The organism is Isoptericola sp. NPDC055063 (genome assembly GCF_053608125.1).
The window spans coordinates 223027-239783 of sequence record NZ_JBSGUW010000002.1 but is presented as its reverse complement, the minus strand read 5'-3'; the positions used below and the strand labels follow the sequence as shown (position 1 = coordinate 239783).

The window sequence follows — 16757 nt, the reverse complement described above, 5'->3', positions numbered from 1 at the left end:
GGGACGCCGCGACCGCAGACACCGTCATCGGTGGTGCGGCCTCCGCGCGCGTGCGGCAGCGTCCTCGGGCAGTGTCGTGGATGACGTCCGGGCGCCGCCCGGCGCGGGGGCGGGGCGTCACGAGACGGGAGAACACCCATGACGGGTGACCGGATGTCCGCACCGCGCCACGACCGGCCGGGGCTCCACCGGCGACGGCGGCTTCGCGCCGCCCTGTCGGGTGCGCTGGCGCTCGCGCTCGGCGGCGCGGCGCTTGTCGTGGTGGTGCCGCGGGCCGCAGCGCAGGTCGTGAATCCGACGCTGACCTTCACCTCGACCGCGGTCCCGTCGGACGAGGCGGTGCCCGGCGACACCGTCGCGTTCACGGTGACCGTCACGAACACGAGCACGACGCCGTACGACGCGGAGAACCCGGCGGCCTTCGGCGTCGACCTCTCCGCGGTGCTCGACGACGCGACCAGGGACGGCACCGCGACCGCCGACGTGGGCGAGGTGACCCCCTCGGCCAGCGCCCTCTCCTGGGCGGGCCCGCTGGCGCCCGGCGGGACGGCGACGGTCTCCTACTCCGTGACGGTCGACGACCCACCCGCCGGCGACGGGATCCTGTCCGCCGTCGTCCTCGGTCCGGAGGGCTCGAGCTGCCCGCCCGGCGGGGACGACCCCGGCTGCGCGACGGCCGTCCCCGTCCGGGCGCTGCACCTGCGCAAGGTCGGGGACCCGGACGGCCCGCTCCTCGCTGGCGGCTTCGTCGAGTACTACGTCACGGTGACGAACACGGGCGGGGTGCCGTACACGGCCGACGACCCGGCGTCGTTCACCGACGACCTGACGGGCGTGCTCGACGACGGGACCTACGAGGGCGGGGAGGCCGACGTCGGCGACCTGACCTACGACGCGCCGGTGCTGTCCTGGTCCGGCCCGCTCGCGCCGGGGGAGTCGACCGAGATCGTCTACCTCGTGCACGTCACCGCCCCGCCGTCGGGCGACAAGGCCCTCGACAACGTGGTGGTGGGCCCGGACGAGTCGAACTGCGCCGCGGGCAGCGACGACCCGGACTGTGCCGCGACCGTGGGCGTCCAGGAGCTCGAGATCGTCAAGACGGCGGACCCCGCCGGCCCGGTGGCCCCCGGCGACACGGTGACGTACACGGTGGTCGTGACGAACACCGGCGCCGCGGACTACCCGGCCGACGCCCCCGCCTACCTCACCGACGACCTGACGTGGGTGCTCGACGACGCCACGCTCGACGGCGAGGCGAGCGCCACCGTCGGCCAGGTCGTCGCCGACGGGCCGCGGCTGTCCTGGTCGGGCCCGCTGCCGGTGGGCGGCTCGGCGCGGCTCACCTACGCGGTGACGGTCGACGACCCGCCGTCGGGCGACCGGAAGCTCGCCAACGTCGTGCTGGGGCCGTCGGAGTCCAACTGCCCGACGGAGCTCGTCGCGGGCGGCGGCGGGACGGCGGCGCCGGTACGGGCCGCGATCCCGCGGATGCCCGAGGGGTGCCAGGTGATCACCAGGGTGCGGGGTTCGCGGCCGGCCGCGCTGCCCTCCGACCCGCCCTCGGCGACGCCGTCGGCGCCGGCCGTGGCAGGCCCTGCCGACCCGGGCGCCCCGACGGCGGGGACGCTGCCGGACACCGGCCCCGACCCGGTCGCGGCGACCGTCGCGCTGGCCCTGGTGCTCCTCGCCGGCGGCGCGGTCATGGTCGGGGCCGGGCGGCGTCGACGGGGCTGAACTGACGGGGTCGACGGCTCGGGGCCCGCCCGGGCCTCAGCCCTCGACGCGCTCGCCGACCGTGTGCACGACGGTGACCTCCGGGTCCCAGGGGACCAGCTCGTCGACGGACGCCTGCAGTTCGGCGACGTCGGGCAGGTCGCCCGGCCCGCGCACCTCGACGACGAGGTCGGTGCCCTGCCAGGTGACGTCCTCGACGTCCGCCTCGGGGGTGTCGGCGAGCCAGGACTCGGCGGCGGAGCGCACCTGGCCGGCCCACACCTCGGCGAGGACGGACTGCATGGTGTTGGCGACCATCGGCACCGCCACGACGACGACGGCGGCCGCGCCCAGCACGACGGCGCGCCGGGGGCGGCGGCGCCCGCCCGCGTCCTCGCGCGCCTGCGCGGCGTCCGAGGCGTACCCGGCGCCAGTGAACACGACCGTGGCCGCCACGACCAGGGCGACGACGTTCGAGCCGAACAGCAGCAGCGCGCCGGCCGCCAGCGCCGGCTCGCCCGCCCCGAGGCACACGCCGACGACGCCGAGCGGGGGCACGAGCGAGATCGCGATGGCGATGCCCGGCAGCACGTCGCCGAGGTCGCGGCGGGCGAGGGCGATCGCGCCCGCGAACCCGGTGGCGAACGCGGCGACCAGGTCGCCCACGCCGGGGGAGGTGCGCCCGGTGACCTGGGAGTTCGTCACGACGGACGACGTCTCCGGAAGGGCGAGCGCGACGAGCCACCCGAGCACCACCACCAGCGCGACGCCGCCGAGCACGTAGAGCGCGGACCGCCCGACCAGCCGGCCCTGGCCGGTGACGACCCCGAGGCCGAACCCGAGGATCGGCGTCGACAGCGGCGCGATGATCATGGCGCCGATGACGGTGGCGGTGGAGTCGGTGACGACGCCGGAGATCGCGATGATCCCGGAGAGGACCAGCATCGCCCAGAACGCGGACCGCTTGGCGCGCACCTCGCCCGAGGACAGGTCGAGGCGGTCCGCCAGCTCGGCGAGGTCGCGACGCTGCCGGTCGGGCACGACGGCGGACAGCAGGCGCCCGTGCTCGCGCGCGGGTTCGGGCGGGGCGGCGGTGGGTGAGGACATCGGACCTCCGGGCGGGACCGTGCCCGGCCACGGGCCCGGCAGCCCGGGGCGGGGTGCTCCGCGGCGAGGCGAGTATGCCGCCCGGCGCGCCGCACGTCGCGACGAACGCCCAGGTGACGGCCCCGCGTGACAGGGAGTAACGGACCTTGACGATGTATGGGGCAAATCGTCGTTCGCCGAGCCAACCCCGCCCATGTCTGACACCTTCGGAGGTGGCGCGCGTCCGAGGTCGTACGCGCGCGCATGGTGACACCGGGGTGGGGGAGAAACTTCGATGGCAATCGGTCGCGCGACGACGAAGCACGGCGGACGACACGCACGGAAGCGGCAGGGCAGGCGCTTCAGCCGCGGCTGGTCGGTCCTGGGCGTGCTCGCGCTCGGCTTCGCGGGGGCGATCATCCCCGCCACGACGGCGTCCGCCGCGGAGTGGGGCATCAGCAAGACGGTGACGAGCGGTCCCGGGCCGTACGAGCCGGGGCAGACCGTCACTTACGCCATCCAGATCTCCTGCTCGGACCCGAACGCGGACCCGTGCACCAACACGGTGATGACCGACGAGCTGCCCCCCGAGCTGATCCTCGTGGACGCCACGGTCAGCTCCAGCGGCGGCGCGACCAACGGCGTGGTCGTCGCAGACCCCGCCACCAACACGGTGACCTACACTGCCGACTCGAACCCGAACGGGCAGACGCCCACCATCACCGTGAGCGCCCGGGTGGACCCGGACCTGCCGTACAGCGCCGACGGCGTGCCGATCCCCAACACGGCGACGGTCGTGGCGGACAACGCGGCCGAGGAGTCCTCGACGGTCGAGATCACGCCCGTCGTGGAGCTGAACCTCGACTCGGAGACCACCAAGGCGATCGATCCGGAGGGCGCGCTGGCCGCCCCCGGGACGGCCGCCACGATGACGATCACGGGAACGAACACCTCCAACGCCCCGGTCGACACCCTGGTGATCCAGGACCCGGTGGACCCGACGGCCACCCCGAACCCCTTCACCTACCTCGAGTACACGAGCACCGGCGACATCGAGATGCCGCCGAACGCCACCGAGGTGACCGAGGAGTACTGGGACGGCGACTCGTGGGAGCCGCTCGACGACTCCGTCGACCCGGCGGCGGTCCAGGGCGTGCGGTACACGTTCAGCGGCGACATCCAGCCGCAGGCCACGGCGACCGTCCCGGTCCAGGTGCAGCAGAGCGACGCCGTCGAGGAGCTCACCGACCCGACCACGGTCACCAACGACACGTCGTCCCTCGTGACGCTGGACGATGCGTCGTCCGACCCGACGACGGCGAGCGACACCTACGTCATCACGCCGCCGAACAACAGCGTGACGGCGAGCAAGTCCTTCGACCCGGCCCAGGTGAGCGCCGGCGATCCGACCACGGTGACCCTCGGCGCGCAGAACACAGGTACCGCCGTGACGTCGCTGACGATCACCGAGCCTGCCCCGGGCACGAACAACGTCTTCGAGGGCGACGACCCGATCACGTTCACCGGCTGGGGCACCGACGGCCAGGGGGCCGGCGTGGTGTGGCCCGACGGCGCCACGGGCGCCACGGTGACGTTCGTGTGCGACGGCACCGCCGCCGAGCCGATCTCGACCACCGAGGTGGACACGCTGCCCGACCCGCCGGCCGGCTGCAACGTCACCGGGTTCACCATCGAGTACACGGGGAACATCTCCAACGGCGCCGAGGCGACCGTCCCGTTCACGGCGGACACGGACCCCGACCAGATCGCGGACGACGTCGACCACCCCAACCAGATCCAGGCCGAGGTGCCGAGCGCGGACCCGGCACTCGCCGACGACACGCTCACCACGCTCGTCGACCGGCTGGCGACGGACATCACCAAGGTCATCACGCCGTCCACGTTCCCGGCCGTTCCCGGCCAGAGCGTCGTGGTGCAGCTGCCGAGCTCGCTGGCGGGGTTCGGCCCGGACGGGTCGACGACGGACGCCGACACCTTCGTGGTGCAGGAGCCGGAGGACCCGGCGAACCCGGGCGAGTTCTGGGACAACTTCGAGGCAACCGGTGTGCGCAGCACGTCGGTGCCCCCCAACGCGACGCTGACGGTCGAGTACTGGGACCCCGACACCGGAACGTGGTCGCCCGCGCCGGACTGCCCGCCCGTGCACGGGCCGGCCACCGTGAACTGCGACCTGCCCGCGGGCGCGGAGGGCGTGCGGTTCACGTTCACGGCGGACGACGGCTCCGGCTTCCCGCCGGGCACGGAGTTCCAGCCGAACTTCACGGCCGACTACACGGGCCCCGCGGACCGCGAGGACCCGATCACCAACTGCGCGTACTCGTCCGCGTCGGGCGGCTCGGTCGAGATGACGGACCCGGTCGAGGCGTGCGACGACGTGGACCCGTTCCCGGTGGACGGTGACGGCACCGGCGCCGACTTCATGGACAAGACGTTCCTCGGCGACCCGCCGACGGTGCAGGCCCGCACCGACGACCAGGTGACCGCGCAGCTCACGTGGTCGACCGGCGGCTTCTCGGGAGTCGGCCCGATGGTCGTGCAGGACGAGGCCGACCCGGTCGCGGCCGACGACACGGCCATCGCGGGCTCGTTCTACGACGCGTTCAACCTGGTGAGCATCGCCCTCGACGACCCGATGCTGCAGTACGACCAGGTGCAGAGCGTCGAGCTGTTCATCGACGGCGCGTGGGTGGAGGCGTCGGGCGACCCCTGCCCGGAGGCCTGCGACGGGACTTTCCCGGGCTACACGCTGACGGCGGACGAGCAGACCTCGGCGACGTCGGTGCGGCTGACCTTTGTGGAGTCCCCGTCGCGCACCGACAACCCGACCGACCCCACGGCCCCCGCAGCCGGTGACGGCGTCGCGCGGTCTACGCAGGCCGACGGCCGCCACGTCGACCTCACCTTCCAGGTGCGGGACACGAAGCGCAGCGACCCCGACGAGGCTGTGCTGGGCACCACCAACGGCACGATGTACAACACGGGCGACGCGGGCGTGGTGAACGACACCGCGCGCGGCACCGGCACGTTCGAGGGCAACGACTACACGGACACCGACGCGGACGAGGTGACGATCCTCGACACGCCCGTGAACGTCACGGTGACCAAGGACTGGACCGGTGGCCCCCTGTCGGTGCCGCCGGACGGCACCCCGCTCGAGTTCTACCCGACCACGAACGCCGTCATCACGGGGACGAACAACTCGACCGCGAAGGTGGACGAGCTCCGCCTGGCCGACCCGGGCGCCGAGGACTCGGACGACGTGATCACCGCCGCCGGCACCAAGCCGTTCGACGCGTTCACGCTGACGCACATCGACCTCACGCCGCCGGCGGGCACCGATACGACCACGGTGATCCTGCACTACGAGAACGGCGACACGGCGCGCGGCGACGAGGCCGGGGCAGAGGCGCTCACGCCCGCGGACCTCGTCGACGTCGTCGGCGTCGAGGTGCTGTACGACGGCCTCGTCGCCCCGGCGGCAAAGGGCGTCATGAACCTCACCCTGCAGCTGCGTCAGCTCGACCGGTACACCAACGCCCCGGTCACGGTGGCGGACTACAGCCCCGTGCCGAACGGCGCGGTCGCGACCATCGACGACCCGGGCGGCTTCGCCGACGACCCCCGGCAGGCGTTCGACGACGCGACGATGGAGCTGCAGGACGCGGCGATCGGCATCGACGTCACGAAGACCTTCAGCCCGGACACCATCGTGGAGCCGAACCACGGCAACCCTGGCGACACCCCCGTGATCATGACTCTCACCGGGCAGCCCCTCGGGCCGTCGCGCAGCGTGGAGATGACGCTGACGGACGACGACCCGCAGTTCTGGAACCAGTACGACTTCGTCGGGTTCGACCCGAGCGCGGCCCTGGCGGCCCCGATCCAGCAGGTGCAGGTGGACGCCTTCGTGGGCGGTACGTTCGTCGGCGACCCGGACTCACCGGACCCGGTCGAGGTGACCGGGGGCCAGTGGGTGACTGGCGTCGCGGGACCGGACTTCGCCCTGCCGGACGGCGTCGAGCCGTCCCAGGTGCAGGGTCTGCGGTTCACGTTCAGCCGCACGGACAACTCGATCTGGGAGAACCCCGCCACGCCGACGCAGAGCGTGCCGATCCAGATCCTGCGACGTGACGAGATGCGGTCGGGCGGGGACGTCCAGCACGACCTGGCGTCCAACCCGACGGCGCCGGGCGAGACTGCACCGGGCGTCGCGAGCAACACCGTGGACGGCACGACGACGGGCGCCGACCTGGTCGTGGACCCGGGGACCGGCGATCTCGTCCCGGTGAGCGCCGACGACTCCGCGGACGCGCAGATGCTGTACCAGCACGCCACCAACGGTGTGACGATCGTCAAGGACTTCGACGGCGTCCCCACCGGCGGGTCGGAGGCGCCGGAGGCCCTGTTCCCGATGAACATCACGTTCACGAACACGGGCGACCGGCCGATCGTGGACCCGGTGGTCACGGACGACCCGATGCCCTTCGACGACGACGGCGCACAGTTGCGGATCGCTGCGGGCGAGGACGAGCCGTTCCGGTACGCGCTGGGCGGCGTCGCCGACCCCGACCCCAGCACGCCCGACCTGCCGACCGACGCCGCGCAGGTGACGGTCGACCAGCAGGGCGACATCGACAGCCTCGGGTTCACGTTCCCTGCGGGGTCGGTGCTCGAGGTGGGCCAGAGCTACACCATCACCGTGATGGTGCAGTTCCGGCTCGGCCTCCCGCCGAACACACTGGTGGAGAACACGGCCGGCGTCACCGGCGACCGACCCTGGGACGAGTGCAGCCCACGTCTGAATGAGGAGACGGGGGCCTGCGAGGCCGACGCCGACGTGAAGCCATCTGCGTCCGCGGCGCTCGAGCAGCAGAAGCTCGTCAAGGCGACGAACGACGACGAGCTCGACGTGATCGTCGACCCCGACGCGTCGAACCCGCCGGACGAGTGCACCCCGAACGCTGCAGGCTTCTACGCCTACCCGTGCACGCCGGTGATCGCGCCCGGGCACGATGAGACGTGGCGCGTCCGCGTGAGCAACGCGGGCAACCTGCCCATGGACACGCTGGTGCTCTACGACCGGCTCCCGACCCCGGGCGACACGGGCTCGTACGCGGGCTCGCAGCGCGGCTCGGCCTGGGCACCGATCCTCACGGACGACCCGCCGCCCACGTTCGTCGGGCTGCCCGACGGCGCCGTGGGCACGTTCTACTACTCGACCACGCAGGACTACTGCATGGGCGACATCCAGGACCCGCTGACCATGCCGTGCCCCACCGACGACCCCGAGACCGGGTGGGTGCGGCTGACGGGCGACGAGCCGGACTCCGTGTTCGAGCAGATCACCGCCCTGAAGGCGGTCGTGACCTTCCCCGAGGACGACCTCTTCGGGCCGGGCGACACGGTGATCCTCGAGGGCACCACGACGACGCCGCCGGTGGCGCCGGAGGCCGGCGACCGGTCGATCGCGTGGAACTCGGCGGCGGCGGGCGGCGTGGTCGTCACCCAGTCGGCGGGGCGGGTGAACAACCTGCCCACCGAGGGCGTCAAGGTCGGCGTCGCGACGGCGACCGGACCGCTCGAGGTGAACAAGCTGGTCAGCGGCGCCGGCGCCCAGTATGCGCCCGACTCGTTCGCGATGAACGTGCAGTGCACGTCCGCGGTGGGCACCTGGGTGGAGGAGGAGCTCGACCCGATCCCCATCACGGTGGTGCCGGGCACGCCGACCACCGTGCCGAACCTGCCCTACGGCGCGGAGTGCACGATCACCGAGGACGGGACGAACGGACAGACGGACCTGATCGTCGGCTCGGTGACCATCGGTGAGGACCCCGAGGCCGTGAGCATCACCGCGATGAACGTCTACGACCTCGGCGGCCTGGTGCTGTCGAAGGACGTGGAGAGCGACGCCGTCGACCAGGCCGGCGACCCGATCGCCTACGGCCCGTTCGAGGCGACCGTGGAGTGCACGTTCCTCGGCGACCCGGTGTTCGCGGACGGCTACGACGCGGAGAACCCGATGGTCGTGGAGTTGGCCGGGGACGGCACGCCCGTCGAGCTGACCGGCCTGCCGGTGAACTCCGAGTGCACCGTCACCGAGACGAACGCTGCGAACGCGGCGGGCACGACCATCACCGTCACGACGCCGGGTGAGGACCCGGTCGAGACCGACGGCACGTCGGCCGACGTCACCGTCGTCCCCGACGAGGACGGCACGTCCGGCGCCCAGGTCGCCCTGGAGAACACGTTCGACGTCGGGGCGATCAACCTCCAGAAGGTGGTCGACGGCGAGGGCGGGCCCGCGTATGGGGCGGGGCCGTTCACGATCCAGGTGGTGTGCACGTACGACGCCGACGGCGACGGGCCGGGCGAGCCCGGCACCGTGTACGACGGCACCGTCGTGCTCGGCGGCGCCGGGCCGCTCGACGCCCAGATCGCCAACCTGCCCGTGGGCGCGGAGTGCACCATCACGGAGACGAACGACGGCGGTGCCACCGGCTCGGTGGTCGTGCCCGACACCGTGACGGTGGACGCGGACGAGCCGGCCGAGGTGGTCATCACCAACACGTTCGACGTCGGCACGATCGAGGTGGACAAGGAGCTCGACGGGCTGGGCGCCCTCTACGGCCCCGGGCCGTTCGAGGTGACCCTGGCCTGCACGTACGGCGAGGACGCGAACGGCGATCCCGTCGACATCGTGATCCCCGGCGGCGCCGCGCGGACGTTCGTCCCCGGCCAGCCCGCGGTCTACGAGGGGCTGCCCGTCGGGGCCGAGTGCACGGTCACGGAGACGGACGACTTCGGGGCCACGGAGACGTCGGTCAGCGTGGACGGCGGCGCGCCGGTCGACGGCAACCGGGCGGAGGTCGTCGTGCCGCCCGCCGACGGCGGGGAGGCGACGACCGTGACTGTCACGGTCACCAACACGTTCCTCACGGCGCCGGTACTCGTCGAGAAGACGGTCGACGGCGACGGTGCGGACTTTGCTCCCGACATGCCCGAGATCCCGCCGCTGCCGGAGCTGCCGGACGAGCCGGTCACGCCGGAGGAGCTCGCGGCGCTGATCGCGCAGCTCGAGGACTTCTACGCGCAGTTCCCGCTCGACGGCATCCCGTACCGTGCGTCGCTGGAGTGCACCTTCCAGGGTGCCGAGATCCCGATCCCGGGCGGTGCTGTGCGGCCGTTCGGGCCGGGGCTGCCGGGCGTGTACTTCGGGCTTCCGGTCGGGGCGACCTGCTCCGTCACGGAGACCGAGACGGGCGGTGCCACGTCGGTGACCGTGGACCCGAGCCCCTTCGTCGTCGACGAGGACCGCGTGCTCCCGGCTCCGCCGCAGGTCGTGACAGTCACCAACACCTACGACGTGGGCTCGATCCAGGTCGAGAAGGTGCTCGACGGTGACGGCGCGGAGTTCGTCACGGCGCCGTTCGAGGTGTCGCTGGCCTGCACGTTCCAGGGCGAGGAGATCGAGGTGCCGGGCGGCGCGACCCGTACGGTGACGCCGGACGACCCGGCCACCTACGACGGCCTCCCGATCGGCGCCGAGTGCGTCGTCACCGAGACGGACGCGGCGGGCGCGGCGTCCTCGACGGTCTCCACGACCGTCGAGGGCGGCGACCCGGGCCAGGTGGTGGTGCCGGGCGCGGACGCCGACCCCGCCGTGATCACGGTGACGAACACGTTCGACGTCGGCGGGTTCACGGTCGAGAAGGTCGTGACCGGGGACGGGGCGGCGTTCGGCACCGGGCCGTTCGAGGTCACCGCCGAGTGCACGTTCCAGGGCGAGCCGATCGACGTGCCGGACGGGGCGACCCGCACGGTGACGCCGGACGGGCCGGCCACGTACGACGGCCTCCCCGTGGGCGCGGAGTGCGTGGTCACGGAGTCGGACGACGGCGGCGCGACGTCGGCGACCGTGTCGACGGCCGTGGAGGACGGCGACCCGGGCCAGGTCGTGGTGCCGGGCGCGGACGCCGACCCGGCGGTCGTGACCGTGACCAACACGTTCGACGTGGGGTCCGTCGCGGTGGAGAAGGCGGTCGACTTCGAGGGCGACGCCTACGACGTCGGGCCGTTCGAGGTGACGCTCACGTGCACGTTCCAGGGCGAGGACATCGACGTACCGGGCGGCGCGGCGCGCGAGATCGCGGCCGGTGACACCGTCACCTACGACGGCCTCCCGATCGGCGCCGAGTGCGTCGTGACGGAGACGGACGACGGCGGTGCGGCGTCGTCCACGGTCTCGGCCGTGGGCGACGGCGACCCGGGCGCGGTCACGATCGCGGCCGACCCGGCGTCGATCACGGTGACGAACACGTTCGACGCCGTCCCGCCGCCGCCGAACGGTGGCGACAACGGCGGTGGCTCGCTGCCGATCACCGGTGCCGACATCATCATGTGGGTCGGTATCGCGGTGCTGCTGCTCGCGGCCGGCGTGATCCTCGTCGGGATCCGTCGCCGCAACCAGCACTGACGGTCGGCACTGACGGTCGGCACTGACGGCGCCGGTCCCGGACTTCCGGGGCCGGCGCCGTCGTCGTGCGCGGGGTGCGTGCTCAGGAGGCGTCGCGGCCGGCGGACCGGGCCGCGGCGAGGAGGTCGCGGGCGCGCGCCTCGGGCAGGTAGCACCGCACGAGGGCGAGGCCGACGAGCGGCAGCGTCGCCGGCTCGGGGACCACGAGGCTGAGCGGCACGGCGCGCGGCTGGAACTTCTGCTTGAAGCGGTGCAGCGACTCGAAGCCGTACAGCGGCTCGAGGACCTCGGCGAGGCGGTCGAGGGCGGCGTCGACGCCGCCGGGGTTGCGGTCGCCGTCGCGGGCCAGGGGGCTGCCGGACAGGGATGCCTCCTGCGCGCCCTCGTCGCGGAACGTGGTGAGGGCGTCCGCGATGAGCAGCTCCATCGTGTAGCGGAACGAGTCGGGGGCGCGGCGCATGACGTCGAGGGTCCAGCCGACCACCTGGCCGCCGGGCGCGTGCACGGGGAGCCAGCTCGTGACGCCGTGCAGGCGGCCGTCGGCGTCGGTCGCGAGCCCCACCCGGACGGCGGGGTCGAGCGCCTCGTGCACGCCGCCGAGGGTGAACGCCATCTCGGGGAGGTCGGAGTCGCCGAGCCACGCCTCGGAGATGGCCCGCACCTGCGCGAGCGTCTCGGGCGGCTCGTCGGCGAGGGTGACGAGCCGGTGCCCGATGCCGTGCTTCGCGGCCTGGTTGAGGGCGGTCCGCACGTCCTGCCACTTCTTGCCGCGGAACTCGAGGCCCGGGAGGTCGACGACGGCCTCCTCCGCGACGCGCACGACCGTCCACCCGCGGCGGCGCCCGAGGTCCGCGAGCTCGGGGCTGGAGGAGAAGAAGCAGGAGCCCGACCCGGCGGCGGACGCGGCCTCGACGAACGCGTCCACGAGCTCGGCGCGGCCCTGGGGCCCGTCGCCGACGGGGTCGGTGAGCGCGACGGCGACGCCCGCGTGCGCCCGGTAGGCGACGTAGCCGGGCACGCCGGGGGAGGTCCACCGCTCGTTCCCGTCCCACGTCGTCATCCAGGCGAGCCGCTGCCCGGCACCGAGCTGCGCGACGGTGGCACGCGCCTCGGCCTGGTCGAGCTGCTCGCGCGCCCAGGGGCGCGCGTGCCGCCGGGTGCGGAAGGACGCGCGCCGCACGACGAGCAGCGCCAGCGCCCCGCCGTCGAGCAGCAGCATGAGCAGGTACAGCGGCAGCTGCTGCGAGAGCTCGACGGCCGACGCGAGCACCAGGACCGTCTCGGCGAGGACGCTCAGCAGCGTGAGGGCGACGGCGACCCGCCACCACACGCGCCGCCCACGGAACAGGCCGACGGCGAGGACGAGGTCGATCGTCAGGGAGACGAGCCCGGTGGGCCAGTCGTCGCTCTCGACCTTGCCGAGCGGCCCGCCCGCCGGCCCGGCCGCGAAGGCCGCGAGCACGACGATGAGCGCGGACAGGGCGAAGTAGCCGGCCGCGGTGACGCGGTCGCGCTGCACCCGGCCGGCGCGGGTGCGGCCGCCCAGCCGCGGCCCGAGCAGCGGGCGCGCGACGACGAGCCCGGCCAGCCAGCCGAGCACGTGCTCCACGTCCGCGAGCCCGCCGCCCACCACGAGCCCCACCAGCACGTACGCCGCGACGAGGGCGCCGGCGCGCTGTCGCCACGGGGAGGAGAAGCTCATCGCGGTCACCGTGATCGCGCCGGTGACGCCGGCGCTGAACCCGACGTCGAGGTCGCCCGCCAGGCCCACGGCCCACGACCAGCCGGTGCGCGCGAGGAGTGTGATGGCGGCGGCCGTCGCGACGACGCCCACGAGCTGCGTCGTCGCGGTGACGAGCGCGGTGCGCCGGGTGCCGAGGCGCAGCTCCGTCCAGCCGACCAGGACGAGGAAGAGGCCCGCCGTCGGCACGTAGCCCCAGGGGACGGGGGCGAAGAACGAGCCGGTCACCGGAGTCCACCAGCGGCCGTCCTGGAACGCGGGGGCGCCGAACGCCACGACGTCGAACCACGACGAGTCCCGCAGCGGCGTCCACAGGCCCTGGGACACCACGCCGAGCACGAGCATCATCGCCACGACGGCGAGCGTGAACGGCGCCCGGCGCAGCAGGCTCACGGGCCGGCCCCGGCCCCGGCCCCGGCCCCGGCCCCGTCGTCGTGCCCGCCCTGCCCGTGCGCCGCCGCGTCCGCGTCCGCCACCGGATCGGCGCCGCGCGCGTGGCCGAGGATGTCGCGCAGGATGACGGTCACGGGGGCGGACAGCATGGCGCCGAGCAGCCCGGCGAGGACTGCGCCGACGATGGTGGAACCGAGGTTCACGATGGGGTGCAGCCGCAGCTGGTCGGAGGACAGCTTGGTGAGCATCAGCGTCTGCACCACGTTCTGCACCACGAGGATCACCGCGAGCAGGATCAGCGCCTGGGGGAGGCCCTGCGAGCCGAGGGCGATGAGGCAGGCGAACGCGGCGGAGAAGATCGCCCCGAGGTAGGGGATGTAGCTCGTCACGAACGTCACGAGCGCGATGGAGAACGCGAGCGGCACGTCGAGGACCACCGCCCCGATCGCGATGAGCACGGCGGTGACCAGGCTGGACGACGTCAGCGCGCCGAAGTAGCGGCGCAGGGTGAGGGTCGCCTCCTCGATCACGACGACGCCCCGGGCGCTGCCGACCGACGAGTGGCGGGCCGCGAACGCCTCGATGCGGGGCCAGTCGGCCATGACGTAGAAGAGGAAGAAGACGGCGATGAACGTGCCGACGACGAACGCCGCCGCGCTGGAGAACACGCTGCCGAACAGGCTGGCGAGGCCCCCGGTGAGCGAGCCCGACGTGTCGCTCAGGTCGAGGCCCGTCAGGTCGAGGGTGGTGCCCGCGAGCTCCTCCTGAAGGGTGGCGAGGCCGCTGCTCAGCCGGTCGGCGATCTCCGCGGACTGGTCGGCGATGCCGTCGGCCGTCACCCCCACGGCGAGCGCGAGGACGGCGCCCAGCGCGACGAGCACGGCGAGCGACCCGAGCCCGCGGCGCAGCCCCAACCGCTCGAGCCGATCGACCAGCGGGTGGAGCAGGACGCCCAGGACGGCCGCCACGACGAGGGGCACCACCAGCCCGCTGATCGCGGACACCGCGGCGTAGACGACCACCGCGGCGGCGGCGATGCCGACCACGGCCCAGCCGATGCGGCCCAGGCGCAGGACGAGGACGCCGGTCCTGCCCGCGGTCCGGTCGGCGGGCTCGGGGCCGGGCGCCCCGCCGGTCGCAGGGCCGGTCGTCGGGTCGGTCGCGGGGGCGTCGTCGGGCACGGGGCTCCTCGGGTCGGTCCCGTGCATCATCGCGCGCGGTGGCGCCCGGCGCGCGTCGCAGGCGGGCGCGTCGGCGCCGTCATCGCAGGTGGCACAGCCGTGCGGGCAGCCGGCGCCGTCGTGCGGGCGCGAGAAGGCCGGGCCGGCCGTCGAGGGACGGCCGGCCCGGCCTCAGGGGTCTCTATCGCTTACGCGCCTTGACGGTGGTCTCGGCAGTTCTCTCGCGCTTCTGCGCGCGCTTCTCCTTGAGGGAGAGAGACGGTTGCTTCTTCGTGTTCTTGGCCACGGGAGTTCACCTCCACTCGCCTCCAGGTGGGTCGATGAACCGGCCACCATAGCAACGTCCCGCGCGCGGCGGGCGGGGCGGTAGCGGCGGAGTCAGGCGGCCGTGCCGAAGTCCTTGCGGCGGCGCGTGCCGTGCGCGGTCTCGCCGTCGGGGACGATCGCGTCGGGGGCCACCACCGTGCCGGCGGGCACGCGGCTGTCGGTGCCGAGGCGGCTGCCCGAGCCGACGCGCGCGCCGTCGCCGACGACGCCGCGGACGCCGACGTGCACGTTCTCGTCCACGCGGGCGCCCCGCCCGACGACGGCGTCCACGTCCACCCAGCTGAACCGTCCCACCTGGGCGCGCGCGCCCACACGGGCGCCGGCCTCGACGTAGGCGCCGGGCCTGATGGTGGCGTCGGGGTGGACGGTCGCGTGCGGCGAGACGAAGCCCTCGCCGTTGTCGTGCCGGAGGTATCGGGTGAACTTCCCCGGCTCGTGCTCGATCTCGACCTTTCGGGGGATGCGTCGCAAGAGTGCTCCTCATGGTGCGGGTGAATCTTGTGACATAACGCGCAAGCGCCGCGCGATGTTCCCGGACGGTGTACCGGGGCACCGGTCCGGGTGGTCCCCGGCCGCCAAGGTCGTGGTCGGGCCATGCCTAGAAGGGGGTCGCCCCCACGCTGAGGTGCCACGGGAGGCGGGTCGTCACCGGGGCCGGGTCGGGGAGCGCCGCGGCGCCCGGGCCGTTCGCTCCTGGGGCGGGTCGGGGTGCGGGGCCGAGCCGCAGGACGCTGACGCGGTCTCCGATCTGGACGCGGGCGAACGCCCCGTGCGCCGGCGTGTCCGCCGGGAGGGCGAACGCATGGGCGCCGGCCGGGAGGTCGTCGTCGGCCACGGCGACGACGTGGGGGATCGGGTCCGGCGGGACGGGCACGCCCCACAGGACGGTGACGGTGACGTGCGCGGGCTCGGTCGTGGTGACGCGGACGGCGTGCTCGGCCTCGTCGTGCCGGACGCCGAGGGCCGCGCCGCGGGTGAGCTCCTCCACCTGCGCGACCAGCAGTGGCGCCACCCCGCCCAGGCCGCCGACGCAGCGGATGCCGGGGTGGCGCCGGCCCAGCTCGGCCTCGAGGTGCTCGCGGAGCGCCGGGGGGACGAAGCCGCCGAAGATCACGAGGTCCACGTCGGCCGGGTCGTAGTCGTCGAGCACGCGGTCGAACTGGTTGGTCGCGTTCGCGGGGTAGCCCTGGGCGCGCAGCAGCGCGACCACCTCCGTGAGGGCGCGGGCGCTGCGGCCCACGACGAGCACCCGGGTCGTCCTGTCGGTCATGACATCTCCTTTGTTGGCCTCACCAAGATTGGTACCACCAACATACACACAGATGTGGGTGCGGCCAACAACCTGACTAGACTTGGCCCATGCGCGAGCAGCCACGACTCGGCCGGACGCCGGACCGTCTCAAGGACCGGCCCACCTGGCTCCTGGGCCGGGCCGCGGCCCGCTCCTCGGCGCTGCTGTCCGAGGCGTTCGCCAGCCACGGCGACGGGCTGCGCGGGTACCACTACCGGCTGCTCGCGGCGCTCGACCAGTTCGGGCCCGCCAGCCAGGCCGACCTCGGGCGCGACACCGGCATCGACCGGAGCGACGTCACCGCCGTGCTCCAGGAGCTCGAGGCCCGCGACCTCGTCGCGCGGGAGGAGGACCCGGCCAACCGGCGGCGCAAGATCGTGTCGGTCACGGCCTCCGGCCGGCAGGTGCTCCGGCGCCTCGACACCGTGCTGGACGCGGTCCAGGAGGACCTCCTCGCACCGCTCTCCGAGACCCAGCGGCGGCAGTACGCCGCGATCATGGCGCGCCTCGGCGACGGCTGAGCGGTCCCGG

8 protein-coding genes are annotated in these 16757 nt (G+C 73.7%); 3 read left to right on the top strand and 5 right to left on the bottom strand.

Annotated elements, in window-relative coordinates:
* Positions 1-153: 153 nt before the first annotated feature.
* Positions 154-1734, top strand: a complete 1581-nt coding sequence (locus ACWF41_RS03025) for a DUF7927 domain-containing protein (RefSeq protein ID WP_380323155.1) — start codon at positions 154-156, stop codon at positions 1732-1734.
* A gap of 36 nt (positions 1735-1770) precedes the next feature.
* Here ACWF41_RS03025 and ACWF41_RS03020 read toward each other — a convergent pair whose 3' ends face one another.
* Positions 1771-2820: a TIGR00341 family protein gene (locus ACWF41_RS03020; protein ID WP_380323158.1), complete on the bottom strand. Its 1050-nt coding sequence runs from the start codon at positions 2818-2820 to the stop codon at positions 1771-1773.
* Positions 2821-3094: 274 nt separating this feature from the next.
* Here ACWF41_RS03020 and ACWF41_RS03015 point away from each other — a divergent pair, with 274 nt between their 5' ends.
* Positions 3095-11293 carry a DUF5979 domain-containing protein gene (locus tag ACWF41_RS03015; protein ID WP_380323161.1) on the top strand — a complete coding sequence of 2733 codons (8199 nt, stop codon included), beginning with the start codon at positions 3095-3097 and terminating at the stop codon, positions 11291-11293.
* 82 nt (positions 11294-11375) lie between these two features.
* Here ACWF41_RS03015 and ACWF41_RS03010 read toward each other — a convergent pair whose 3' ends face one another.
* The 4 genes from ACWF41_RS03010 to ACWF41_RS02995 form a co-directional block, all read right to left on the bottom strand.
* Positions 11376-13427 carry a bifunctional lysylphosphatidylglycerol flippase/synthetase MprF gene (locus ACWF41_RS03010; protein WP_380323164.1) on the bottom strand — a complete coding sequence of 684 codons (2052 nt, stop codon included), beginning with the start codon at positions 13425-13427 and terminating at the stop codon, positions 11376-11378.
* Positions 13424-14608 carry an AI-2E family transporter gene (locus tag ACWF41_RS03005; protein WP_452181979.1) on the bottom strand — a complete coding sequence of 395 codons (1185 nt, stop codon included), beginning with the start codon at positions 14606-14608 and terminating at the stop codon, positions 13424-13426. Before ACWF41_RS03005 ends, ACWF41_RS03010 begins: the two co-directional genes overlap by 4 nt.
* A gap of 378 nt (positions 14609-14986) precedes the next feature.
* The gene (locus ACWF41_RS03000; RefSeq protein WP_380322307.1) at positions 14987-15406 is read right to left on the bottom strand and encodes a transferase; all 420 of its coding nucleotides are present in this window, start codon (positions 15404-15406) and stop codon (positions 14987-14989) included.
* A 127-nt stretch (positions 15407-15533) separates the two neighbouring features.
* On the bottom strand, positions 15534-16205 hold the full coding sequence (locus ACWF41_RS02995) for a hypothetical protein (RefSeq protein ID WP_380322310.1): 672 nt from the start codon (positions 16203-16205) through the stop codon (positions 15534-15536).
* Positions 16206-16294: 89 nt separating this feature from the next.
* Here ACWF41_RS02995 and ACWF41_RS02990 point away from each other — a divergent pair, with 89 nt between their 5' ends.
* Complete coding sequence (locus ACWF41_RS02990; RefSeq protein WP_380322313.1) at positions 16295-16747, top strand: MarR family winged helix-turn-helix transcriptional regulator; 453 nt, start codon at positions 16295-16297, stop codon at positions 16745-16747.
* The last annotated feature ends 10 nt before the right edge of the window (positions 16748-16757 follow it).

What these genes read in the sequence shown, in the direction of transcription:
- ACWF41_RS03025 (WP_380323155.1), top strand. Translation starts at nt 154, where the DNA reads ATGTCCGCACCGCGCCACGACCGGCCGGGGCTCCACCGGCGACGGCGG.
- ACWF41_RS02995 (WP_380322310.1), bottom strand. Translation starts at nt 16,205, where the DNA reads ATGACCGACAGGACGACCCGGGTGCTCGTCGTGGGCCGCAGCGCCCGC.
- ACWF41_RS03015 (WP_380323161.1), top strand. Translation starts at nt 3,095, where the DNA reads ATGGCAATCGGTCGCGCGACGACGAAGCACGGCGGACGACACGCACGG.
- ACWF41_RS02990 (WP_380322313.1), top strand. Translation starts at nt 16,295, where the DNA reads ATGCGCGAGCAGCCACGACTCGGCCGGACGCCGGACCGTCTCAAGGAC.
- ACWF41_RS03020 (WP_380323158.1), bottom strand. Translation starts at nt 2,820, where the DNA reads ATGTCCTCACCCACCGCCGCCCCGCCCGAACCCGCGCGCGAGCACGGG.